Here is a 22,315-nt window from a genome sequence, read left to right on the forward strand (position 1 = left end):
GCCGGGAGCGCCCCGAACCCACCGGCGCGCGGCACCCGCGGTGGACATCCGCCACGGCGCCACCGGCCCCGGCTGCCGCCCGCCACCACTGGTCTCCGTCGGGCTCCGCCGGGCCCTGGAAGGGTCCGACGGAGCCCGACGGCGGGAGATCGACGCCCGTTCGTGGCGGGGCCGGGTGCTGCCCGGCGAGGAGCCCGGTCCCGTTCACACCGGGCCGCGGACGTCGTCAGTGCTCGCGGGGCGCGGGCACCACGCGCTCCACCTCGGGGTGGACGGTGAGCAGTTGACGCATCGCGCCCTCGGCGGCCGCGCCGTCGCCCGACGCCAGCGCGTCCACGATCCGGCCGTGCTGGGCCAGGGCCGCGTCGTTCGGGCGGTCGCAGCCGGTGACCGGGCCGCCGGAGACCTGGAGGGCGGCCGAGACGATGCCCGAGAGGTGTTCCAGCATGCGGTTGCCGGCGACCTGGATGAGCAGCGAGTGGAATTCCGCGTCGGCGCGCGAGAAGGTCAGGGAGTCGCCCTGCCCCATGGCGTGGCCCATGATCTCGACCATGTCGCCGAGCCGCTGCTGCACCTCCTCGCGCCCGTGCCCGGCGGCGAGGCGCGCCGCGAGCGGCTCGATGGTCCAGCGCAGCTCGCTCAGCTCGCGGCGCTGGTCGTCGCGCTGGGGCCCGAAGGCCCGCCACTCGATGATGTCCGGGTCGAGGAGGTTCCAGTCGCTCACCGGGCGCACGCGCGTGCCGACGTTCGGGCGCGCGCTGACCAGACCCTTGGCCTCCAGGACACGCAGCGACTCGCGGACGACGGTGCGGGAGACCTCGAAGCGCTGGCCGATCTCCTCGGGCACGAGCGGGCGGTCCGCGCCGAGGTCACCGGAGACGATCATCTGGCCGAGCTGCTGGACGAGTTGGCCGTGCAGGCCGCGCCCGCGGCTGCCCGCGGCGCGCCGGCCGACGCGGCCCAGTTCCGGGTCCGCGCCCTCCCAGGAGGGCGTGCCGACGCGGTCGGGCGAGGGCGCCTCGGCATAGGGGTAGCGGTCGAGTTCGCCCGGTCCGGCCAGGCCGGAGTCTGCTGAACGGGCGGCGGTCATCATGGTGTGCGCAAGGGTACTCACGGATCCTTTGTCGGCGCCCTCTCCAACTCCCTTGAGGTCTTTGGTGAAAAGCACACGAAAGGGTGATCGCTCACCCTGTCGCAATTGACGCCTTATCGGAAAGAAATGGGCGTTCTTCGAGGAACTTACGCACAGGGAAGGTACAGATCGACACGGACGGTGTTCATCGGGCCCTGCCGCGCAGCGTGGTGAGCAGGTAGGCGCCGAGCAGCGCGGCCAGGGACAAGGCCAGTGCGCCGCCCACGGGTTGGGTGATCATCCGCACCATGGCGGCTAGATACCGTTGCCCGCCGAACGGCCACGGGAGCAGCGCCAGCTCACGCATCCGCGCGGCAAACCCGGCCGCGATCCGTACGGAACCCGCCTCCAGTACGTTCCGCACCACGGGTACGACGACCACGGGCACCGCGAGCACGGCGGCGAGGCCGGCGGTCGTGGACCGGAAGATGCCGGCCGCCAGCACACCGGCCCAGGCGCACCCGACGACCATCCCGGCCCAACTCACTGCGGCGGAGAGCCAGTCAGCGGGAACCTCGGCCGCCTTACGTCCGTAGACGAGATAGAGCACCTCGAAGTCGAAGCCGACGGTGAGGAAGGCCAGCGCCACCGCCGTGACCCCGGCGACGAGGAGCTTCGCGGCGAGCAGCCCCAGTCGGCGGGGGACGCCGTCGCGGTCCGCCGCCAGGGCGGGATGACGGAACTCGTCGCCGAAGGCGAGGGCACCGAGGAGTCCGGCACCGAGCGCGGCGGGCGGCAGCGGGAGCAGCTGCGGCCAGGCGGCCAGCAGTCGGGCTTGCGAGGCGTGTCCGGCGCGGGCGAGGAGCAGGGAGATCAGGGCGGAGGCGACGAGTACGGCGGCCGCGGCGAGGGAGCTGGTGCCGATCCCGGTGGCGCGGCGCAGTTCGTAACGGAGCGGGTGCTGAGGGCTGGGGATGGAGCGGATGGTGATGGGTGGCGGCAGCGGGGGCCCGTCACCCTGCTCCGATGCCTCCGCCGACCGAGACCGGGGCTCGTTGGCGCCCGCGGTCGGTCCCATGTCCGCGATCTCGTCGGCCAGTTCATGTACGAGGATGCCGTGCCGGAAGGCGGTCTCGCCGACGTCGGCGCACGTACTGCCGTACACGGACAGCCGGTTGCCGTCCTCGTGGACGATCTCCACGGAACGTCGGGCGGTTCTGGCCTCCTTGACGAGCAGGTCACCGAGCCGGGGGGCGTGCGGGCTGCGGACGGTCACGCGGGGCCGCAGCCGGGTGTGGGCGAAGTCGGCGGCCTCCTGGTCGGCGACGAGTCGGCCCTCATCGAGCGTGATGACGCGGTCGGCGGTGAGCGCGGCCTCCTTGAGGTCGGCCGTGGTGAACAGGACGGTGCCGCCCCGGGCGGCGTGCGCCCGTAGAACGCCGTGCAGCCAGCGGCTCTCCCGTGCGGAGAGCCCGGCGGCCGGATCATCGAGCACGAGGCTGTGTGGATCGGCGAGCAGGGCGCAGGCGAGGCCTAGGTGGCGGTCCATGCCGCGCGAGAGGGTGTCCAGGCGCTCGTCCTGCACGCCGAGGAGTCCGACCGCTTCGAGAACCTCGTCGGCGCGGCGCGCCGGCACGCCCACGGCGGCGCACAGCATGCGCAGGTGTCCGCGGACCGTGCGCGCTGGATGGCCGGGGACGTCTCCGAGGAGGACCCCCACTTCGCGCGCGGGTTGGGCGAGGCGGTGCAGCGGACGACCCCGGAAGTAGGTGATGCCGCGGCCCGGCCGGAGTTCGAGCATGAGCCTCAGCACGGTCGTCTTGCCGGCACCGGAGGCTCCGAGGAGCGCCGTCACCTGACCTGCGCGCGCCTCGAAGGACACGTCGTCGACGACGGGCGAGAGGTCATTGCGGGGATCGCCGGTCAGTCCGATCGCCTGGATCACTCGAAGCAAGATAGCGCGATATGTCTGTTTTTTCGGTCACCCTGACAGGGGGGCGTCGGCTCCCGTTCCGTGCGAGCCGTGCCGGGGGCGGGGACCGCACGGTGATCAGACCTCGGGCCGCAGCATGGGCGGGTTGAGCAGCGTGGCACCGCCCGCGCGGAACAGTTGCGCAGGGCGGCCGCCCTGCCGGGTCGTCGTCCCGCCCGTGGGGACGAGGAAGCCGGGCGTGCCGGTCACCTTGCGGTGGAAATTGCGCGGGTCCAGAGCCACGCCCCAGACGGCCTCGTAGACCCGTCGCAGCTCGCCGACGGTGAACTCGGGCGGGCAGAAGGCGGTGGCCAGCGAGGAGTACTCGATCTTCGACCGGGCACGCTCGACCCCGTCCGCCAGGATCTGCGCGTGGTCGAAGGCGAGCGGCGCCGCCTGTTCGCCGTCCCTGCCGTAGCCGCCCTGCTGCAACAACTCTTCCACGGGCGCCCAGCGTGCGCTGTTGGCGTCTCCGCCGGCCCGGGGCGCGGGCAGATCGGGGGCGAGCGCGAGATGGGCCACGCTCACCACTCGCATCCGCGGGTCGCGCTTGGGGTCGCCGTATGTGGCCAGCTGCTCCAGGTGGGCGCCGTTGTCCTGCGCCGGTACGGCCGGGTCGTGTGCCCGCAGTCCCGTCTCCTCGGCCAGTTCTCGCGCCGCCGCCTGCGCCAGGTCCTCGTCCGCCCTGACGAAGCCGCCCGGGAGCGCCCACCGGCCCTGAAAGGGCGGCTCCCCCCTCCGCACCGCCAGCGCACACAGGGCATGACGGCGCACGGTCAGCACGACCAGGTCCACGGTGACGGCGAAGGGCGGAAAGGCTGACGGGTCGTAGGGCATGCCGCGATCATAGTCGTCTGCCTGACGATAAACACTCCCTTCGCCGACCGCTTCGGCGCCACATTCACATCTTTCCGGTACGGCTGTCGCCGGCCGCCGCCGTTCACCGTTCACGGACACGTCTGCCGAGGTCACACCCCCAGCTGCAATCCGTCGGCCGCCTCCTCCACCATCGCGAGGCCGAGGCGCCCGACACGCACGGAGAACGGGGCTCCGGCGAGTCTCAGTCCGCTCAGCACGATCTCTCCGAGCGGCGCGCTGCGGAGGGGGCTCAAGGTCACGGTTGCGGCCGGGGCGTCCGGCCGGATGCCGGCGAGCGCTGTCAGGAGCAGCACTCCGGCAGCGGCAGCCGTGGCGGCCGGGCGGCAGGCAGCCGGATGCGGCAGGGGCGCGCCCCCTTCCACGCGCGGTTCTCCGGCGAACATCTCGGGCAGCCGGTATCCGAATGCCTCCGCCGCCGCCAGCAGCCCGTGCAGCAGCCCGCTCGCCTCCTTCTCGTAACCGGCGGCGGCCAATCCGGCGGCGGCGATCGCGGTCTCCGGGACCCGCACGGCTCCGCCGCGATGCCCGAACGGGTTGTACGCCGCCTCCGTGGCGGCCAGGCCGCGCAGTCCCCAGCCCGAGTCCATGGCCGGACCGGCGAGCAGTCGGGCCAGTTGCTCGGTCCTGACCTTGTCGAGCAGTCCGGGCGCCGGTGTGCCGGAACCGAGCAGGCCGGTGTCCAGGAGATGGACGGCGCTCGCGGCGAGGTGCGGAACCAGCCGTCCGTCGCGGGCGCGCGCGGCCGCCGGTCTGCCGCCCGACCGGTCCTCGATCCAGAAGTCCTCACGGAACGCGCCACGCAGTTCCTCGGCCCACTGACGCAGGTGCGGCCCGCCGGGACGCCCATACGCCTCCAGCAGATCGGCACCGAGCACCGCGGCCCGGTGCGCGTAGGCCTGGGTCTCGCAGCGCAGCAGGCCGCCCGGCTGGGGGTCGGGGAGGTAGACGTCGTCGCCGACGGTGGTGCGCAGCCACCGCAGACAGTGCTCGGCCGCGGGCAGCAGTTCTGCCGTCTCCCGGTCCGGAAGCCCCCAGCGCCGGGCCTCCGCGAGGAGCACGGGGAACAGCAGGGTGGCCTCGGTCCCCGTGCAGCTCGGCGGAAGGTGCGGTCCCGCGTCGCGCCGGGGGCCCGGGATCATGCCCGAGCGCAGGCCCGGGCCGCCGAGTTGGGTGCGGGCCAGGATGCGCAGGGTGCCCGCGGCGAGCCGAGTGCCGAGCGGCAGCGTCATCCGGGCCGCCGCCAGGGACTCGGCGGGCGCCGGTCCGCAGCGCCAGGGTGCGCCCGCCGCGAGATGGGTGTCGGGTGGGCCCAGGGGGTCGCGGAGGAGAAGGGCCTGCAGGTCCTCGACACAGGTGCGCAGCAGCGGCTCGACTCTGGGGTCGTCTCCCTCGGCCCGGGCCTGCGCGAAAGGGCTCGTCGCGGTGTGCCCCACGGCTCTGACCTGGCCCGTGGTGTCCGGCCGTACCCTCAGTTCCAGACTCCGTGTGCCGCCGGGCGGCAGCACCCACTCCCAGCGCAGGAGTCCTGCGGAGGCGAGCGCGTCGTCGGGCGGCGGGTCGGCGGTGATCGCGCAGTCGCCCTTCGGACCGGACCAGCGCAGCGCCGAGTCGTGCACACTGGCGGTAAGTTCGGGCCCCGGGTTGCCCGAGGCGATGGTGCCCAGCTCGGCGAGGTCCGCGGCGAGGGCCACCTCCACCGGCAGACGCAGGGGTCGTGGCGCCGCGTTGTGCAGGGTGATCCGCTCGGTGCCGTCCGCGGACCGGATGCGCTCCACGACGACATCAGGGTCGGGCCCGGCGTCCGGGGACGCGTGCACGGTCCCGACGAAGCGGGCGCGGTCGGCACCTACCATCCGGGCCTGCACCGGAAGCGGCTCCCGCCCCGCCACGCGCAGTCGGCAGCGGGAGAGCACGCGTCGGCCCGCCCGGTAGAACCCCTCCAGACCTTGCCCCGTCAACTGACCCTCGTGCGTGGAGATCACCAGCCCGGGCAGGGCTACGCAGATCAGCGCGGTGTGTGCGGGCGGCAGGTCGGCGATGCGACGGGCCGGGGCGGCCGGGGGACGGGGCGGACCGTGGACATGCCCGTCGGCGCGCGGCACGGAAGCCGGCTTTCCGACCGGCCCTCCGCGACCGGCCGGTGAGGCACCCCCGGGCGCCGGGGGCGCCGAGGGACCGCGGCCGAGCGGGGTGCCGTGGTGGGCGGAGGGCGGTGTGGGAAGGGACATTAGGCGGCTTCCTGTGCGCTCGGTGCGCCCCGGGCGCGGCCGGCGCCGGGTGAGGGGCTCCGGAGGATCGTGAGCGGTGGTGGATGGCGCAACCCGGGCACGGGCTCCGCCACTCAGGTGAACGGCACGGACCTGCCCCGGGTCACGCCCGTGGGAGGTGAAGCCCGCCGAACGGTGGTGCCGGGGACGGCGGGACTCACTCATGTGGCCCCTCCCCCGTACTCCGACCGGAGCCAGGGCCTCCCTTGAGCCCGCTGTCCGCGCCTTCGGCCGCCCGCGGTGGACGGTCGCGATATGCACCGTCGCCGGCGGGGGTGTCGCCAGAGCGCCGTCGGCGGGCGTCGAACGACCGTGGGGAACGACGGCTCGGCCTGCTGCCGCTCACGGGTCGCGCCCTGCGCCGCCTTCGGACAGGGACATGCTGCGGCGCGGAGGGCTCCTCGCCTGCAAGGCGCTCCTGGGCCGTCTCCCGGGACGGGTTGGACGCATCGTGGGCCGGCGTGGCGATGGAGTCCGGCGTCACCGGGGCATCCTCATCCGGTCCGGCTCGGCCCGCTCGCTCCGACCGCAGACAGCGACGGACGGTCTCCGCATCCAGGCCTTCGTTGCACGCCTGGTGCAGCAGGCGTGCGAAGAGATAGTCCGGGTCCGCGCCCAGGGCCATGGCGAAGGCTTCGCGGGCCTCCAGTTCGTCGCCGGTCGACCAGGCGACCCAACCGGCGAGCGTCAGCGGAGCCGCGGCGTGCTCACCGTACGGGCCGACGCAGCGGCGGGCCAGGGCGCGCCACAGCCGCAGTGCCACGGCGGCTTCGGCGCCCTCCATCCACTCCGCGGCCCGGTCGCGGGTCGTGCGGTCCTGCAGACCGAGGATCAGGGCCGCGGCCTCGTCGTGGCCCAGGAGTCCGTCGTCGCGCAGGTCCGCCGCCTCCGTACCCGGCGCGGGTGGCGCCTCGCCCAGCCGGGCCATCACCCGCTCCGCCAGTGCGAGCGTGTCCGCGGCCACGTCCTCGCGGGTGTCGCCGTCGAGGATGCGCGGGACGAGGGCACGGCTCGCGCTGTCCAACGCGATCTCCTGCCCACGGTCGGCCCGCGTCTCCCACGGCATCAGCCTCGCCCTGAACTCCCTGAGACTGCCGCGCACTTGCAGGCCGGCATAGGTCGCCGCGGCGGCCAGGACCGAGGTGCCCGGCAGACCCATCGGCCGCCCCTGGGGCGGACAGCAGTCGGGGCTCGGGCAGCAGTAGGACCAGAAACGTCCGTCGGAGATGCACAGGGCCTCCACTACCGGGACGTCGAGGCTGCCGCAGGCCGTGCGCAGCGACTGGGCGAGCGGCCGGAGACGCTCCATCACGTCGCGTCCCGTTTCGCCGCCCGTGGGTTCCTGGACGAGGTAGGCGACCATGCTCTCGGGCCGGGCGCCCCTGCGCTCGCTGCCGGTCACCAGTCCGTGGGCCAGTTGCTGGGCCACGGACGGCCAGTCGTCTGGGTGGGCGGGGATACCGAGCCGTGCCCGCCCGCCGAACCTCCCTCTCCTTTCCCGGTCGTGCAACGCGGCCAGCACGATGCTGTCCTCTGGGCGGTACCCGAGCAGATAGGGCAGGGCGTCGGCCAGCTCGGCCGGGGTGCGCAGGGTGACCTGGGGCTCGCTGTGCGGCCCCGAGCGCCCGTGCCCCCTGTAGGCCGTGGTCTCGCCGCCGCGGGGGGAGGGTCCGCCCGTGTCACCGATGCCGGAGTAGCCGGCCGCTTCGTCGTGGTTCGTCATGCCGCGACCATCTCGCGGATCTTGAAGTTCCGGTTGAGCTGTGGATAACCGCCGCCATGGGCACGTCAGGGGTTGTCCACAGGTCATGGGGCCCGTTCGCACGATGCCCGGTCGATCGGGTTGCATGGACGCCATGACCGACGAACACCCGCGTTCCACGACGCACCAAGCCACCCCGGCAATGCCGGACAATCCGCGCACCGCCGCCGACGCCGCAGACGCCCCGGCCCCCGCCGACGGCGGTCTGCGCACTGCCGCGGACGCCGTGCTCGCCCGGCTCGTCGGCGCGCCGGCGGGCGGGGCCCGGCTGCGTGGGGACCAGTGGCGGGCCATCGAGGCCCTGGTGGCGGACGGACGCAGAGCCCTGGTCGTACAGCGCACGGGCTGGGGCAAGTCCGCGGTGTATTTCGTCGCGACCGCGCTGCTGCGCGAGCGTGGAGCGGGCCCAACGGTGATCGTCTCGCCGCTCCTCGCCCTCATGCGCAACCAGGTCGAGGCTGCCGCCCGGGCCGGAATCCGCGCGCGGACCATCAACTCGTCGAACACCGAGGAGTGGGACACCATCCAGGCGGAGGTGACCGCGGGCGAGGTGGACGTCCTGCTCGTCAGTCCGGAGCGGCTGAACAACCCCGACTTCCGCGATCGGGTCCTTCCCCGGCTGGCGGCCGCGACCGGTCTGCTGGTGGTCGACGAGGCCCACTGCATCTCCGACTGGGGCCACGACTTCCGCCCCGACTACCGCCGACTGCGCACGATGCTGGCGGACCTGCCCCCCGGTGTCCCGGTGCTGGCGACGACGGCCACGGCCAACGCACGGGTGACGGCCGACGTGGCCGAGCAGCTGGGTACCGGAGCCGGCACGGACGCCCTGGTCCTGCGGGGGCCACTGGACCGGGAAAGCCTGAGCCTGGGCGTGCTCCAGCTCCCGGACGCCGCCCACCGCATGGCCTGGCTCGCCGACCACCTCGGAGAGCTGCCGGGATCCGGGATCATCTACACGCTCACGGTCGCGGCGGCCGAGGAGGTCACCGCGTTCCTGCGGCAGTGCGGGCACCCGGTGGCGTCATACACCGGGAAGACGGAGAACGCCGACCGGCAGCAGGCCGAGGAGGATCTGCTGGCCAACCGGGTCAAGGCGCTGGTCGCCACGTCCGCCCTCGGGATGGGCTTCGACAAACCGGACCTGGGGTTCGTGGTGCACCTCGGCTCGCCTTCGTCCCCGATCGCGTACTACCAGCAGGTCGGGCGCGCCGGCCGCGGTGTGGAGCACGCCGAGGTGCTGCTGCTGCCGGGCCGGGAGGACCAGGCGATCTGGGAGTACTTCGCCTCGGTCGCCTTTCCTCCGGAGGAGCAGGTGCGGCACACGCTCGACGTCCTGGCACGCGCGGAGCGGCCCCTGTCACTGCCCGCTCTCGAGCCACTGGTCGACCTGCGCCGGTCCCGGCTGGAGACGATGCTCAAGGTGCTCGACGTGGACGGCGCGGTGCGCCGCGTCCAGGGCGGCTGGGTCGCGACGGGCGTTCCATGGACGTATGACACCGAGCGCTACGCCTGGGTCGCCAAACAGCGGGAAACCGAGCAGCAGGCGATGCGCGACTACGTGACGACGACGGACTGCCGGATGGAGTTCCTGCGCCGGCAGCTGGACGACGAGGGTGCAAGGCCCTGCGGACGCTGCGACAACTGCGCCGGACCGCGCTTCGCGGACTCCGTCTCCCCGGCCGCTCTGGACGCGGCGCGCGGTGAACTCGGCCGGGCGGGCGTCGAGGTCGAGCCGCGCAAGATGTGGCCGACAGGCCTTCCGGCGGTCGGCGTCGAGCTGAAGGGACGCATCCCGGCCGGCGAGCAGGCGGCACCGGGGCGCGCCCTCGGGCGATTGTCGGACATCGGCTGGGGCAACCGGTTGCGGCCGATGCTGGCGCCCCAGACCCCGGACGGCCCCGTGCCGGAGGACGTGGCGCGGGCCGTGGTGGGTGTGCTGGCCGACTGGGCGAAGGGGCCCGGCGGCTGGGCCTCGGGAGGTCCGGACGCACAGCCGCGCCCCGTAGGGGTGGTCACCATGGCGTCGCGCACGCGTCCGCAGCTGATCCACTCCCTCGGGGCGCACATCGCGCAGACAGGGCGGCTGCCTCTGCTGGGCCACCTCGCCTACGCAGGCGAAGTCCCGCGGCTGCCTCGCAGCAACAGCGCGCAGCGGCTGAAGGCACTCGACGGGGCGCTGACCGTGCCGCCCGCCCTGGCCACGGCCCTCCAGGCGGCCGGCGGCCCCGTGCTGCTCGTGGACGACATGACGGAGACGGGCTGGACCCTGGCGGTGGCCGCGCGCATGTTGCGACGAGCCGGTGCCGAGGGGGTGTTGCCACTGGTTCTCGCCGTGCAGGCGTGAGCCGCCCTCTGCCTGGGAACGCACTGAGCAAACCCCTAGCAGGGATATAGGCCACAGATCACCACAAACCGGCCGGTGGCCCCAATTGCTCGTTGCCGCATTCCAGTTCGACGGGAAGAATTAGGGGTCCGCTCCCCGCACGGCTCGTATGTGATCCGACAGGGCTCTGCTGCGGTGTGCGCCCCCCGAGTCCGACCCCGCCCGCAGTGTGGGCGCGTAGCCGAAGGGAGGATCGTGACCTTCGGATTCGCTCCGTCCTCGGCGGCATCCATGTCGGCCTCCGCCGAACCGTCCGCCGCCTCCGCCAATCCCCTGGCCCGGATGCTCGAGCCCGCAGAATGGGCAGCCGCCGGGATACCTCTGCTGCGCAACCCCCGGGAAGTCGTCGGCGAACTGCACGCCCTCCACCGGCCACGGCTCTCCACGGCCGTCGTGGCCGTCCTCGACCCGGACGAACGGCTGCGGGCGAGCGCCTCGTTCAGCAGGCGTCCGGTCCCTGCGGACGGCTGGGTGTTCCGCAACGCGCTGCTCTCACAGCTGCGTCGGGTCATCCCACACGACCTGCGCCGCCGTACGCCCGTGCGGACGGCCGTGCTGCTCTACTGCCGTGAGGGTGACGGGCGTTGGACGGAGGAGGACGGGGCGTGGATGTGGGGCCTGCGCGACGCATGCACCTTGCATGGGCTGCGCTGCGGTGCGTACATCACGCTGACGCGTGACGGCTGGCAGGTCCTCGGCGAGGGGCGCGGTGGACGCCGGCCCAACGCGGAGTCACCGCCGGAGACATACGGCCTGACCGGCGGGACGCCTCCACTGCCGCGCACCGGAGGCGTCGCCTCTGAGGTGCTCCGCCGAGCCGCCGCCCGCTGAGGCACCCCTGAGGAACGCCACGCCGCCGTGAGCGCCGGGCCGTGACCCGCTGCAGTAGGACCACGGAAATCGCCGTGCCTCGGGGAAGGGGCAGCCGGGCCCCGCGTTCACAGAAAAGCGTCCGTACCGGACGCCGTGCGCACAGCCGGGCATACCTGCCATGGATACGCCGGGTGCTCGGGTACTTGGTACTCGGCTACTCCGGACGGCGAGTACTCCCTTGCCTGCGCGTCCACGGCGCGCCGGCCCCGGTCGAAGGCCGCAGGCCGCCCTTCCGGACCGGCGCACAGGCGGCCACGCCCCGATTCCACGCATGGCGAAGCGACCGCCGTGCAGACGCCGCCTACGCGCCACCGCACCGCTCGGCTCCCCACGATCGGGGGCGGCCCGGCTCCGGGCCGTCGGGGCGGGACGCGCGGCGTGCGAACGGAGCGGGCCGGGCCCGGACAGCTCAGACGCCTACGCCCAGCACCGAGTTGATCTGCTTCGGGTCGCCGCAGACGATCAGCAGGGCACCGGCCCGGCCGAGCGCCAGCGGAAGCGCGGTGGCGACAGTGGCGTCGGAGCCGCCGTTGACCGCGACCACGACCACCGGGCGGGCGGCGGCACGGGACGCGACGGAGGCGTCGGCGTAGAACACGTCGTCACGGGCCTCGTGCTGCGCCCAGTACGAGGCTTCGCCGAACGACATCTCGTGCGCGGCCCATGGGTGCGACTCGCCGGTGGTGATCACCAGCACGTCGCCGGGGGCACGGCCGGTCTCCAGCAACAGGTCGACGGCTTCCTCGGCAGCGTCCAGCGCGCCCTCGGCCGAGGCCGGAATCAGCTGGATCTGCGGTGTGCCGGCCGGAGTGGACGGCCCGGGCTTGGCCGCGGCCGGCTCGCGCGTGCTGCGCTGTGCCGGCATCGGCCGGACAGGCCCCGGACGGCCGGGACGCGCGGGGGCCGCGGGACGGGGGCCGGGTACAGGACGGGGGGTCGGCGCGGTACGGCCGGCGGCCGGCATGGCGCGGGGACCCTGGGCACTCTCGTGAATCTGAGGCTCCTCGGGAATGAGAGGCATGAGCTGATATTTATCAAACGCCGGTGCTACTCGCGTCGGCGGGTGGCACATGAGTGCGATCGGCACGGGTCAGAAGTCGAAGCCGAGCTGGCCTTCGATCTCCGGCACGTGTCCGTCCGCCCAGGCGCGGACCTTCTTGAGATGCCGCCACCGGGGCAGCGCATCAAGATACGCCCACGACAAGCGGTGGTACGGGGTGGGGCCCCGCTCCTCCAGCGCGGCCTTGTGCACCGGCGAGGGATACCCGGCGTTGGCCGCAAAACCGAAGTCTGCATGGTCGATACCCAGTTCGGCCATCATTTTGTCGCGGTGAACCTTGGCGATCACCGAGGCCGCCGCGACCGCCACGCAGGACCGGTCACCCTTGATCACCGTCCGCACCCTCCAGGGCGCCCCCAGATAGTCGTGCTTCCCGTCGAGGATGATCGCGTCGGGCCGGATGGGCAGCGCCTCGAGGGCGCGTACCGCCGCCAGCCGGAGCGCGGCCGTCATCCCGAGCTCGTCGATCTCCTCGGGGGAGGCATGGCCGAGGGTGAAGGCTGTCACCCATCGCTCCAACTCCTGGGCGAGCTCGGTACGCCGCTTGACGGTGAGCAGCTTGGAGTCGGTGAGACCCAGGGGCGGTCGGCGTAGGCCCGTGACCGCGGCGCAGACGGTGACGGGACCGGCCCAGGCGCCGCGCCCCACCTCGTCGACACCGGCGATGACCTTCGCTCCGGTCGTTGCGCGAAGGGAGCGCTCGACGGTGTGAGTAGGTGGTTCGTACGGCATGGCGCCCTTAGCGTACGCCGCCCGGATCCCCGCGCGACACCCAGGTTTCCCGAGGCAACGGCGCACCCGCCGCCAACCGTCCGCGACGACCCTCACCGCCCGGCCGTAGCACCGCCGGACGCACCCTCGGAACGCGGCTCAGCCTCGCACCGGCCGCAGCAGCGGGATCATCAGTTGATCGATCATCTCCTCGATATCCCGCTCCCCCCATTCACTTCCGCACATCTTTGAGCGGTACATCATCATGGCCGGGATAGCGTCGAAAACATATCCGTTCGCGGCGTCGGCGCGTACATCGCCTCGCTCAATTCCCCGGCTGATGACCTCGTGCAGCAACTTGATGATCGGCTCCACGACCCCGTCGAAGATCACTCCATGGAAGCGCTCAGCCTGCATGGTGTCGCACTCGTGAATCACGGAGCGAAGCGCGAACCCGGGACGTGAGTACAGCGCCGCACGCGCCTGCCGGCACAACGCCAGCAGGTCCTCACGCACGCTTCCGAGGTCGGGCGCCACATCGAAGCGCGGCAGTCCGGCCTGGAGCGCGTCGGCGACGAGGTCCTCCTTGGACGGCCAGCGGCGGTAGACCGCGGCCTTCCCGGTCTGGGCGCCGGCGGCGACGCCCTCCATGGTGAGGCCGTTCCAGCCGACCGTACTGAGCTGCTCCAGAGCGGCGTCGAGGATCGCGCGCTCCAGTACGGCGCCGCGTCGGCGGGGGGAGACCGGCTGGGCGGAGGTTTCCGTCCAGGGCGAAGTACCCATCTGTGATTCTCCGTTGAGCAAGAGGAAGCGGGAGTTCCGGGGCAGGGGCGGGGGCGGACAGGGGACGGGTACGCGCCACGCGGCAACGAATTCAGTGAACGCTTGCGTTCACTGACGGGGACTCACTACCGTTTGACGCGACAGTGAACGCCAGCGTTCACTAACGCACTTGTGGGGGACCCATCGTGACAACCTCTCCATTGATTCAGGAAGACCAGCCGAAAGCCGCCCGCCGGGAGGGGCGTCCCGGCATCGCGCTGACCGTCATCGCGGCCTGCCAACTCATGGTGGTCCTCGACGCGACGATTGTGAACATCGCACTCCCGCACATTCAAGACGCTCTGAAGTTCAGCACGACCGACCTGACATGGGTGGTCAGCGCGTACACGCTCACCTTCGGCGGGCTGCTGCTTCTCGGCGGCCGGGCCGGGGACATCCTCGGCCGTCGCCGGGTCTTCATGACGGGCATCCTGCTGTTCACCTTCGCCTCGCTGCTCGGTGGACTCGCCCAGGAACCCTGGCAGTTGCTGGCCGCGCGCGCCCTGCAGGGCATGGGTGGCGCGATAGCGTCGCCCACCTCGCTGGCGCTCATCACCACCACCTTCCCCGAGGGCCCCGAGCGGAACCGGGCGTTCGGAGTCTTCGCCGCGGTCTCGGCCGGCGGTGGCGCGATCGGTCTGCTGGCCGGTGGCATGCTCACGGAGTGGCTCGACTGGCGCTGGGTTCTCTTCGTCAACGTGCCCATCGGCGTTCTGATCGCCGTGCTAGCGCCCCTCTACATCAACGAGTCGGAGCGCCACCCGGGACGCTTCGACATCACGGGCGCGCTCACCTCGACGACAGGCATGGCGTCGCTGGTGTACGGCTTCATCCGGGCCTCCGAGGACGGCTGGCGGGACCGGGTCACGATCGGCTCGTTCGGGGCGGCCGTGGTGCTGCTGCTGGCGTTCGCCCTCATCGAGGCGCGGGCGAAGGAGCCGATCACGCCGCTGAGGATGTTCGCCGACCGCAACCGCTCGGGCACGTACATGATCATGCTGAGCCTGGCCGCGGCGATGTTCGGCATGTTCTTCTACATCGTGCTGTTCGTGCAGAACGTGCTGGGCTACTCGCCGATCTCGGCCGGCGTGGCCTTCCTCCCGGTGACCGTGGCGATCGTGACCGGCGCGGGTCTGTCGCAGCGGTTCCTCCCGGTGCTCGGCCCCAAGCCGTTCATGCTGAGCGGGGCGACGCTGGTCGCGACCGGGCTCGGCTGGCTGACGTTGATCAGCCCCGGCAGCTCGTACGTCTCCGGCGTGCTCGGCCCGATGCTGATGTTCGGCCTGGGCATGGGGCTGAACTTCGTGACACTGACGCTCACCGCGGTCTCGGGCGTCGCCCCGCACGAGGCGGGCGCGGCCTCCGGTCTGCTCAACGCCACACAGCAGGTGGGCGGCTCCCTCGGCCTGTCGATCCTGACCACGGTCTTCGGCACGGCCGGCCGGAACGAGGCGGAGAAGCAGTTGCCGAAGTTCCTCGCGAACGGCTCGGCAGAGCAGAAGGCGGCGTTCGCGAAGACCCACCAGCTGCCCGCTCCCTGGGGGCACGAGGTACTGGCCCACGGGATCGGGACGGCGTTCCTCCCGGCCACCGGGATGGCGCTGCTGGCGCTGGTCACGGCCGCGGTGGTGATCCGCGTACGCAAGAGCGACCTGGAGGCCCTCTCCGGCGCGGCGGGTCCCGCCGCGGGCTGAGGGCTCCCGTCCGCTCCCGCCTCGCCACCCACCGGGGGCAGGAGCGGACGGCGGCCGGAGCCGTCCGGTGGCACGACGGCGAGGGCGCAGGTCCGGCTGCCCGCGGCACGGCGTCGCGTCCCGCGGCGGGCGGCACGGCGTCGCGTCCCGCCGCGGGCGGCACGGCGTCGCATCCCACCGCCCGCGGCACGGCGTCACATCCCGTCGCGGGCGGCACGGCAAGCTGCGACAGGGGCGAGTGCGGTCAGCGGCCCGGCCCGTCTATGCGGGCGCCGGAACCCAGTCCGGCAGCGGCTCGACCCGGTTCAGCCACTCCCCGGGCGGTGCGCCGGTCTTCGCGGAGGCGACCACCGAGCCGACGATGGCGCAGGTCGTGTCCATGTCGCCGCCCGCCTGGGCGGTGGTCCAGAAGCCCTGCTGGTAGTCGCCGAGGGCGCGCGCGGCGGACCAGAGCGCGAAGGGCACCGTGTCGTGCGCGGTCGTGCGTCGCCCGCAGCCCAGGACGGCCGCGACGGTCGCCGCGTCGCCGTAGTCGAGCATGTCCCGGGCGCGTCGCAGTCCCATGCCGACGGCGCTTTTCGGTACGAGCGCGACGACCCCGTCAAGGAGTGCCCCGGGGCTCGGCGGTCCCGCCGGATCGGCGGAGAGGGCGGCGGCCGCGGCGACGGCCATCGCTCCGACCACGGCCTCGCGGTGCTGATGCGTCGGATAGGCGGAGATCTCCGCCTGGTGCGTGGCCTGCTCGGGGTCGTCCGCGTACCAGGCGCCGATGGGGGCGGCCCGTACCGCCGCGCCGCTGCCCCATGAGCCGTGGCCTCTGAACATCGAGGCGGCCAGCTCCCGCCAGTCGCCGCCGGCGGCGATCCGCTCCAGCAGCCGGTCGATGGCCGGTTCGTGCCGCCGGGCGGCACCGTGGTGCTCGGCGAGGGAGCGCGCCAGCGCGTCCTGGTCCACCCTGCGGTGCGGGACCAGCACGGCGACCACGGAAGCGGCCATCTCCGTGTCGTCCGTCCATGGCCAGGGTCCGGGCGGCAGCTCGCGGCGCTGGAGCAGGGGGTAGTTCGCGGGGAGGAAGAACTGTGCGCCCAGCGCGTCTCCCACCGCCAGTCCGCGCAGGGCTGCCAGGGCGCGTCCCAGACGGCCTTCGGGAGAGGAGTCAGCGGTCATCTCTCTGCCACTCTATCCCGTGATCCAGTTCCGGCCCGTCATCCGGTACGGGTCCGTGCCATGATCCAGAACGGAGCCCGTCCCATACCCGAACCGGTCCATCCCGTGGGTCCGGTACAGGTCTGTCCCGCGCTCCGACACAGGCCTGTCCCGTAGTCCGACACAGGTCTGTCCCGTGATCAAGTAGAGGTCTATCCCGTGATCCAGTACGGGTCCGGATCTCGCCAGCGGTCGAACGGCCGGTCGAGCGTGTACCGGCCGTCGTCGCCGAGGAGCAGCATGCGTGTCTCGCCGTTCCCGGGGTTGGAGAGCGACTCGAATTCGGCGACCGTCCAGTGGAACCAGCGCATACAGAACAGCCGCATGGCCAGGCCGTGCGTCACCAGGAGCACGTTCGGTGGGTGGTCGGGGGCCTCGAAGCTCCGGAACAGGCTCTCCAGGAAGCCGCCGACCCGGTCGTAGACGTCGGCGCCGGACTCCCCCTGCGCGAAGCGGTAGAAGAAGTGCCCGTACGCGTCCCGGTACGCCTTCTGCAGCCGTACGTCGTCGCGGTCCTGCCAGTTGCCCCAGTCCTGCTCGCGCAGCCGGGGCTCCTCACGGACGCGGACGAGGTCGGGGTCCAGGTGGAAGGCGCGGAGCGTCTCGTGGGTGCGACGGTACGGGGAGACGTACACGCTGACCTGCTCCCTGCCGAAGAGCTCCCGCAGCCGTTTGCCCGTCTCCTCCGCCTGCCGCCACCCCCTCTCGGTGAGGGGCAGCGCGTGGTCGGGCTCGCGTTCGTACACGGTGTCATCGGCATTGCCCACCGACTCGCCGTGTCGGACAAGGACGATGCGCCGTGGTCGTGCCATGCCAAAACCCTAGATCGAGTGACGGCCGATAGGGCACCCGAAGAGCCCCCATACGGCACAGGTCACACCAGGGACTTCGCCACACTCTCGGTCCGGATCTCAAACTGACCGGCGTCGTCGGCGAGGCCGGCCCCCGGGATGACGCGCGACGGGCCTCATACCGTCCAGCTCGGCTCCAGTTCCACGATGTCGCCGGTGAGCGCCGCGACGTCCGCCTCCGTCTGTGCCCTCAGCGCCAGGCGCTCCACACGCTCCTCGCGGTACTTGCCGTGCTCCGCCGCCGACTGCCACATGGACAGGACGAGGAACTCATGCCCCGGCGCCTCACCGAACAGTCCGCGGATCATGCCCGGTGAGCCCGCCATGGCCGGGTTCCAGACCTTCTCCTGCATCAGGGCGAAGTGCTCGGCCCGCTCCTCATGGACCCGGCAATGGGCCACGCGCACCAGATCGGCGTCCGAGAAGCGGGGCTCGAAGCCGGTCTTCACATCGAAGCGGTGGTCGAAGAGCCGGACCTGCTGGTCCTTGAACGTACCCGACTGCGACGCGGCCAGCCGGTCGTGGGAGCGCGCCATGAAGGAGTCGTAGAAGGCGCGGCTCTCCCAGAACGCGAAGACATGCGCCACACCGGGCCTGATCCGGCTGAAGCCGCCGCCCTGCCCCCGGAAGCCGGGCTCCCCCGGCAGCCCCGCCCACTTCCGCTGCCCCCGTTCGAAACCGCGGCGGTCCACCACGGTGCAGCGAGTCCACTTGACCAGCACCGCGCCATCGTAAGGCCCGATCGCGTGGCGCCGGTCACTCTCCGGTCGAGTGCACCCCACCGAGCGCCCCGGCGCACGAGGCACAATGGACAACTGGGCCTTGCCGCAGCGGAGTTCGCGCGGGGCCGTGTTGACGGGGAGGGATGAGAGAGATGAGCGGTCTCAACAAGGGCATCGACAAGGTCGAGCTGGCACTGAAGTGGGACCCCAGTCCGAACGGTCACTCGCCCACCGATCTCGACCTCGTTGCCGCGACCTACTTGGCGGACGATCCCTATGGTGCGCCCGCCTATGTGGTGCACTTCGACAGCCGCTCGCCCGACGGCACGATCTATCTCAACCGCGACAGCCTGGACGGCAAGGGCTTCGGCTGGGACGAGGTCATGACGCTCGAGCTGTACCGGCTCGACGGCCGGTACTCGCGTGTGGTGGCCGGGGTCGTCATCCAGCAGCGCACCGGCCGCAAGACGTTCGTCGACGTCCTCAACCCGGCGATGCGGCTGCGCGAGGGGTACACCGTCCTCGCCGAGGACGACTTCGCGGGCGTCCTCGGATCGACGGCGGCAACGGTGGCCGAGTTCGTCCGCGACGGCTCGGGCGAGTGGGTGTTCCACCCGGGGCTGCACGGATACGACACGGATCCGGAGGGCTTCGCCCGCGTCATGGGCGGATCCCGCCCGTCCTGAGTCGCCCGGCGCCTCCCCGGGGGCCACGGCGTTCCGGCGCCTCCCCGGCGAACGCCGTTCCTCGTCGCGGTATGGCTCGCCGTCGGGGGGCAGGGGCTTGTCCGGCGTCTGCTGACGCAGCCGGAGTGCATGGCGGAACAGCGTGGTCCGGGTTCGGACGCTCCGGTCCCGGGCATGTCGCTCACAGGCCTACGGAGGACTCGGTTCCCTTGATCACCACCCAGAGCCCGCCATCACGGCATCCGCTACGCCAGGCCTCTTCCGCGGGCGTCCTGTTGCAGCAGACACGAAGCCAGACCTGACGAAGGCCGAGGGCGGTGGAGCCGCAAACCAGCTCCACCGCCCTCACCGCAGATTCACACCTGGGCGGTGCCCGAAATCAGCTGCAGCCGCTCGTCGAGCCGCAGCCCTCGCAGATGTAGCAGGAACCCGCCCGCTGCATCTTCGTGCCGCAGGAGAAGCACAGCGGGGCGTCCGCCTGGATGCCCAGCTGCATCTCCACCAGCTCGGCGCTGGTGTGCGCCTGCTTCGGGGCCGGCTTGGCCGTCGCGGCCTCCGCCTTGGGAGTGGCGACCGCCTTCAGCTCCTGGGCGCGTGGGGCCGACTGGGCCAGGCCCTCGACGTCGACCTCGTCCTCGGAGGACTCGTAGGAGCCGGTCTCCAGGTGGCGCTGACGCTCCTCGGCGGAGTGGATGCCGAGCGCGGAGCGCGTCTCGAAGGGCAGGAAGTCCAGCGCGAGACGGCGGAAGATGTAGTCGACGATCGACTGCGCCATCCGCACATCCGGGTCGTCCGTCATACCGGCCGGCTCGAAGCGCATGTTGGTGAACTTCGAGACGTACGTCTCCAGCGGCACGCCGTACTGCAGACCCACCGAGACGGCGATGGAGAAGGCGTCCATCATGCCCGCGAGGGTCGAACCCTGCTTGGACATCTTCAGGAAGACCTCGCCGAGACCGTCGTCCGGGTAGGAGTTGGCGGTCATGTAACCCTCGGCGCCGCCGACGGTGAAGGAGGTGGTGATCCCGGGACGCCCCTTCGGGAGGCGCTTGCGGACCGGGCGGTACTCGACGACCTTCTCGACCTTCGGCTCGGCGACGGCGGGCTCCTCGGCCTTCTCCTGCGCGGTCTCCTTCTTCTTGGCGGAGAGCGGCTGGCCGACCTTGCAGTTGTCGCGGTAGATCGCGAGCGCCTTGATACCCAGCTTCCAGGCCTCGAAGTAGATCTCCTCGACCTCCTCGACAGTCGCCGACTCCGGCATGTTGACCGTCTTGGAGATGGCGCCGGAGATCCACGGCTGGATCGCGGCCATCATGCGGACGTGGCCCATCGGGGAGATGGCGCGCTCGCCCATGGCGCAGTCGAAGACCTCGTAGTGCTCGTGCTTGAGGCCCGGCGCGTCGATCACATTGCCGTGCTCGGCGATGTGGGCGACGATCGCCTCGATCTGCTCCTCCTGGTAGCCCAGGCGGCGCAGCGCCTGCGGCACGGTGCCGTTGACGATCTGCATCGAGCCGCCGCCGACCAGCTTCTTGAACTTGACCAGCGCGAGGTCCGGCTCGACACCGGTGGTGTCGCAGGACATCGCGAGACCGATGGTGCCGGTCGGCGCGAGGACGGACGCCTGGGAGTTGCGGAAGCCGTTCTTCTCGCCGAGGCGGAGCACGTCCTGCCAGGCCTCGGTGGCGGCGGCCCACACCGGGGTGTCCAGGTCGTCCATGCGGACGGCCGTGGCGTTGGCGTCGGCGTGCTGCTTCATGACGCGCAGGTGCGGCTGCTCGTTGCGGGCGTAGCCGTCGTACGGGCCGACGACCGCGGCCAGTTCGGCGGAGCGCTTGTACGCCGTGCCGGTCATCAGGGAGGTGATGGCACCGGCGAGGGCACGGCCGCCGTCGGAGTCGTAGGCGTGGCCCGTCGCCATGAGGAGGGCGCCGAGGTTGGCGTAGCCGATGCCGAGCTGGCGGAAGGCGCGGGTGTTCTCACCGATCTTCTGGGTCGGGAAGTCCGCGAAGCAGATCGAGATGTCCATCGCGGTGATGACCAGCTCGACGACCTTGGCGAAGCGCTCGACCTCGAAGGACTGGTTGCCCTTGCCGTCGTCCTTCAGGAACTTCATGAGGTTCAGCGAGGCGAGGTTGCAGGACGTGTTGTCCAGGTGCATGTACTCGCTGCACGGGTTCGAGCCGTTGATTCGGCCGGACTCCGGGCACGTGTGCCAGTGGTTGATCGTGTCGTCGTACTGGATGCCGGGGTCGGCGCAGGCCCAGGCGGCCTCGGCCATCTTGCGGAACAGCGCCTTGGCGTCGACCTCCTCGATGACCTCGCCGGTCATACGGGCGCGCAGGCCGAAGTTGCCGCCGCTCTCGACGGCCTTCATGAAGGTGTCGTTGACGCGGACCGAGTTGTTGGCGTTCTGGTACTGGACGGAGGTGATGTCCTCGCCGCCGAGGTCCATGTCGAAGCCCGCGTCGCGCAGCGCGCGGATCTTCTCCTCCTCCTTGACCTTGGTCTCGATGAAGTCCTCGACGTCCGGGTGGTCGACGTCCAGGATGACCATCTTGGCGGCGCGGCGGGTGGCACCGCCCGACTTGATCGTTCCTGCGGAGGCGTCCGCGCCGCGCATGAAGGAGACCGGGCCGGAGGCGTTGCCGCCGGAGGAGAGCAGTTCCTTGGAGGAACGGATCCGGGAGAGGTTCAGGCCGGCGCCGGAGCCGCCCTTGAAGATCATGCCCTCTTCCTTGTACCAGTCGAGGATCGACTCCATCGAGTCGTCGACGGACAGGATGAAGCAGGCGGAGACCTGCTGGGGCTGCGGGGTGCCGACGTTGAACCAGACGGGGCTGTTGAAGCTGAAGATCTGGTGCAGGAGGGCGTACGCCAGTTCGTGCTCGAAGATCTCCGCGTCGGCGGGCGAGGCGAAGTACGTGTAGTCCTCGCCGGCCTTCCGGTACGTCTTCACGATGCGGTCGATCAGCTGCTTGAGGCTGGTCTCGCGCTGCGGGGTGCCGACGGCACCGCGGAAGTACTTGCTGGTGACGATGTTGACCGCGTTCACCGACCAGAACTCGGGGAACTCGACGCCACGCTGCTCGAAGTTGACCGAGCCGTCGCGCCAGTTGGTCATGACGACGTCACGGCGCGCCCACTCGACCTCGTCGTACGGGTGCACGCCGGGGGTCGTGTGGATGCGCTCGATACGCAGTCCCTTGGTGGCCTTGGCGCCCTTCGCTCGGGAACCTCGTGCCGGACCGCTCGCCGTCTCTGTCATGCCGCCTCCCTGTATCGGGCAAAACGCCCTGAAGTGCCCTTTTTCTTCCCGGGCACGGTGTGGTGTCTGCTTGTCACGCGCGTC

At 71.6% G+C, this 22,315-nt stretch carries 16 protein-coding genes; 4 read left to right on the top strand and 12 right to left on the bottom strand.

Annotation, left to right across the window (positions count from 1 at the left end; translation table 11 throughout):
• Window positions 1-226 precede the first annotated feature (226 nt).
• From ACIP94_RS13535 to ACIP94_RS13555, 5 genes are all read right to left on the bottom strand, one after another.
• The gene (locus tag ACIP94_RS13535; RefSeq protein ID WP_402424012.1) at window positions 227-1,114 is read right to left on the bottom strand and encodes a FadR/GntR family transcriptional regulator; all 888 of its coding nucleotides are present in this window, start codon (window positions 1,112-1,114) and stop codon (window positions 227-229) included.
• Window positions 1,115-1,277: 163 nt separating this feature from the next.
• Entirely contained in the window at window positions 1,278-3,017 is a 1,740-nt protein-coding gene (locus ACIP94_RS13540; protein WP_402424015.1) for an ATP-binding cassette domain-containing protein, read from the bottom strand.
• A 105-nt stretch (window positions 3,018-3,122) separates the two neighbouring features.
• Window positions 3,123-3,881, bottom strand: coding sequence for an NUDIX domain-containing protein (locus tag ACIP94_RS13545; RefSeq protein ID WP_402424018.1), 759 nt, complete (start codon window positions 3,879-3,881; stop codon window positions 3,123-3,125).
• 131 nt (window positions 3,882-4,012) lie between these two features.
• Window positions 4,013-5,962: a glycogen debranching N-terminal domain-containing protein gene (locus tag ACIP94_RS13550; protein WP_402424286.1), complete on the bottom strand. Its 1,950-nt coding sequence runs from the start codon at window positions 5,960-5,962 to the stop codon at window positions 4,013-4,015.
• Window positions 5,963-6,347: 385 nt separating this feature from the next.
• Complete coding sequence (locus tag ACIP94_RS13555; protein WP_402424021.1) at window positions 6,348-7,913, bottom strand: DUF4192 domain-containing protein; 1,566 nt, start codon at window positions 7,911-7,913, stop codon at window positions 6,348-6,350.
• A 181-nt stretch (window positions 7,914-8,094) separates the two neighbouring features.
• Here ACIP94_RS13555 and ACIP94_RS13560 point away from each other — a divergent pair, with 181 nt between their 5' ends.
• Window positions 8,095-10,299 (top strand): RecQ family ATP-dependent DNA helicase, encoded by a 2,205-nt coding sequence (locus tag ACIP94_RS13560; protein WP_402424287.1) that lies wholly within the window; start codon window positions 8,095-8,097, stop codon window positions 10,297-10,299.
• A 234-nt stretch (window positions 10,300-10,533) separates the two neighbouring features.
• Window positions 10,534-11,169, top strand: a complete 636-nt coding sequence (locus tag ACIP94_RS13565) for a hypothetical protein (protein WP_402424024.1) — start codon at window positions 10,534-10,536, stop codon at window positions 11,167-11,169.
• A gap of 451 nt (window positions 11,170-11,620) precedes the next feature.
• Here the strand turns inward: ACIP94_RS13565 and ACIP94_RS13570 are convergent, their stop codons facing one another.
• The 3 genes from ACIP94_RS13570 to ACIP94_RS13580 form a co-directional block, all read right to left on the bottom strand.
• A complete protein-coding gene (locus tag ACIP94_RS13570) occupies window positions 11,621-12,232 on the bottom strand; it encodes a hypothetical protein (RefSeq protein WP_402424027.1) in 612 nt (203 codons plus the stop codon).
• A 69-nt stretch (window positions 12,233-12,301) separates the two neighbouring features.
• Window positions 12,302-13,003: a ribonuclease HII gene (locus ACIP94_RS13575; RefSeq protein WP_402424030.1), complete on the bottom strand. Its 702-nt coding sequence runs from the start codon at window positions 13,001-13,003 to the stop codon at window positions 12,302-12,304.
• Between the two features lie 138 nt (window positions 13,004-13,141).
• Window positions 13,142-13,765 (bottom strand): TetR/AcrR family transcriptional regulator, encoded by a 624-nt coding sequence (locus tag ACIP94_RS13580; RefSeq protein WP_402424033.1) that lies wholly within the window; start codon window positions 13,763-13,765, stop codon window positions 13,142-13,144.
• 185 nt (window positions 13,766-13,950) lie between these two features.
• Here ACIP94_RS13580 and ACIP94_RS13585 point away from each other — a divergent pair, with 185 nt between their 5' ends.
• On the top strand, window positions 13,951-15,498 hold the full coding sequence (locus ACIP94_RS13585; RefSeq protein ID WP_402424037.1) for an MFS transporter: 1,548 nt from the start codon (window positions 13,951-13,953) through the stop codon (window positions 15,496-15,498).
• A gap of 261 nt (window positions 15,499-15,759) precedes the next feature.
• Here the strand turns inward: ACIP94_RS13585 and ACIP94_RS13590 are convergent, their stop codons facing one another.
• The 3 genes from ACIP94_RS13590 to ACIP94_RS13600 all read right to left on the bottom strand — a co-directional run bounded on the left by ACIP94_RS13590 (window position 15,760) and on the right by ACIP94_RS13600 (window position 18,277).
• Window positions 15,760-16,665 (bottom strand): ADP-ribosylglycohydrolase family protein, encoded by a 906-nt coding sequence (locus ACIP94_RS13590; protein ID WP_402424040.1) that lies wholly within the window; start codon window positions 16,663-16,665, stop codon window positions 15,760-15,762.
• Between the two features lie 191 nt (window positions 16,666-16,856).
• A complete protein-coding gene (locus tag ACIP94_RS13595) occupies window positions 16,857-17,516 on the bottom strand; it encodes a histidine phosphatase family protein (protein ID WP_402424043.1) in 660 nt (219 codons plus the stop codon).
• Window positions 17,517-17,671: 155 nt separating this feature from the next.
• Window positions 17,672-18,277 (bottom strand): YdbC family protein, encoded by a 606-nt coding sequence (locus tag ACIP94_RS13600; protein ID WP_402424046.1) that lies wholly within the window; start codon window positions 18,275-18,277, stop codon window positions 17,672-17,674.
• A gap of 152 nt (window positions 18,278-18,429) precedes the next feature.
• Here ACIP94_RS13600 and ACIP94_RS13605 point away from each other — a divergent pair, with 152 nt between their 5' ends.
• Window positions 18,430-18,963 (top strand): TerD family protein, encoded by a 534-nt coding sequence (locus ACIP94_RS13605; RefSeq protein ID WP_402424048.1) that lies wholly within the window; start codon window positions 18,430-18,432, stop codon window positions 18,961-18,963.
• Window positions 18,964-19,342: 379 nt separating this feature from the next.
• Here the strand turns inward: ACIP94_RS13605 and ACIP94_RS13610 are convergent, their stop codons facing one another.
• On the bottom strand, window positions 19,343-22,231 hold the full coding sequence (locus ACIP94_RS13610; protein ID WP_402424051.1) for a vitamin B12-dependent ribonucleotide reductase: 2,889 nt from the start codon (window positions 22,229-22,231) through the stop codon (window positions 19,343-19,345).
• Window positions 22,232-22,315: the final 84 nt, after the last annotated feature.

The organism is Streptomyces sp. NPDC093261, from assembly GCF_044753645.1.
Lineage (GTDB): Bacteria > Actinomycetota > Actinomycetes > Streptomycetales > Streptomycetaceae > Streptomyces.

Excerpts from the sequence above, each read along its gene's own strand:
- ACIP94_RS13545 (WP_402424018.1), bottom strand. The coding sequence starts at position 3,881 with ATGCCCTACGACCCGTCAGCCTTTCCGCCCTTCGCCGTCACCGTGGAC.
- ACIP94_RS13555 (WP_402424021.1), bottom strand. The coding sequence starts at position 7,913 with ATGACGAACCACGACGAAGCGGCCGGCTACTCCGGCATCGGTGACACG.
- ACIP94_RS13560 (WP_402424287.1), top strand. The coding sequence starts at position 8,095 with ATGCCGGACAATCCGCGCACCGCCGCCGACGCCGCAGACGCCCCGGCC.
- ACIP94_RS13570 (WP_402424027.1), bottom strand. The coding sequence starts at position 12,232 with ATGCCTCTCATTCCCGAGGAGCCTCAGATTCACGAGAGTGCCCAGGGT.
- ACIP94_RS13575 (WP_402424030.1), bottom strand. The coding sequence starts at position 13,003 with ATGCCGTACGAACCACCTACTCACACCGTCGAGCGCTCCCTTCGCGCA.
- ACIP94_RS13580 (WP_402424033.1), bottom strand. The coding sequence starts at position 13,765 with ATGGGTACTTCGCCCTGGACGGAAACCTCCGCCCAGCCGGTCTCCCCC.
- ACIP94_RS13590 (WP_402424040.1), bottom strand. The coding sequence starts at position 16,665 with ATGACCGCTGACTCCTCTCCCGAAGGCCGTCTGGGACGCGCCCTGGCA.
- ACIP94_RS13595 (WP_402424043.1), bottom strand. The coding sequence starts at position 17,516 with ATGGCACGACCACGGCGCATCGTCCTTGTCCGACACGGCGAGTCGGTG.
- ACIP94_RS13605 (WP_402424048.1), top strand. The coding sequence starts at position 18,430 with ATGAGCGGTCTCAACAAGGGCATCGACAAGGTCGAGCTGGCACTGAAG.
- ACIP94_RS13610 (WP_402424051.1), bottom strand. The coding sequence starts at position 22,231 with ATGACAGAGACGGCGAGCGGTCCGGCACGAGGTTCCCGAGCGAAGGGC.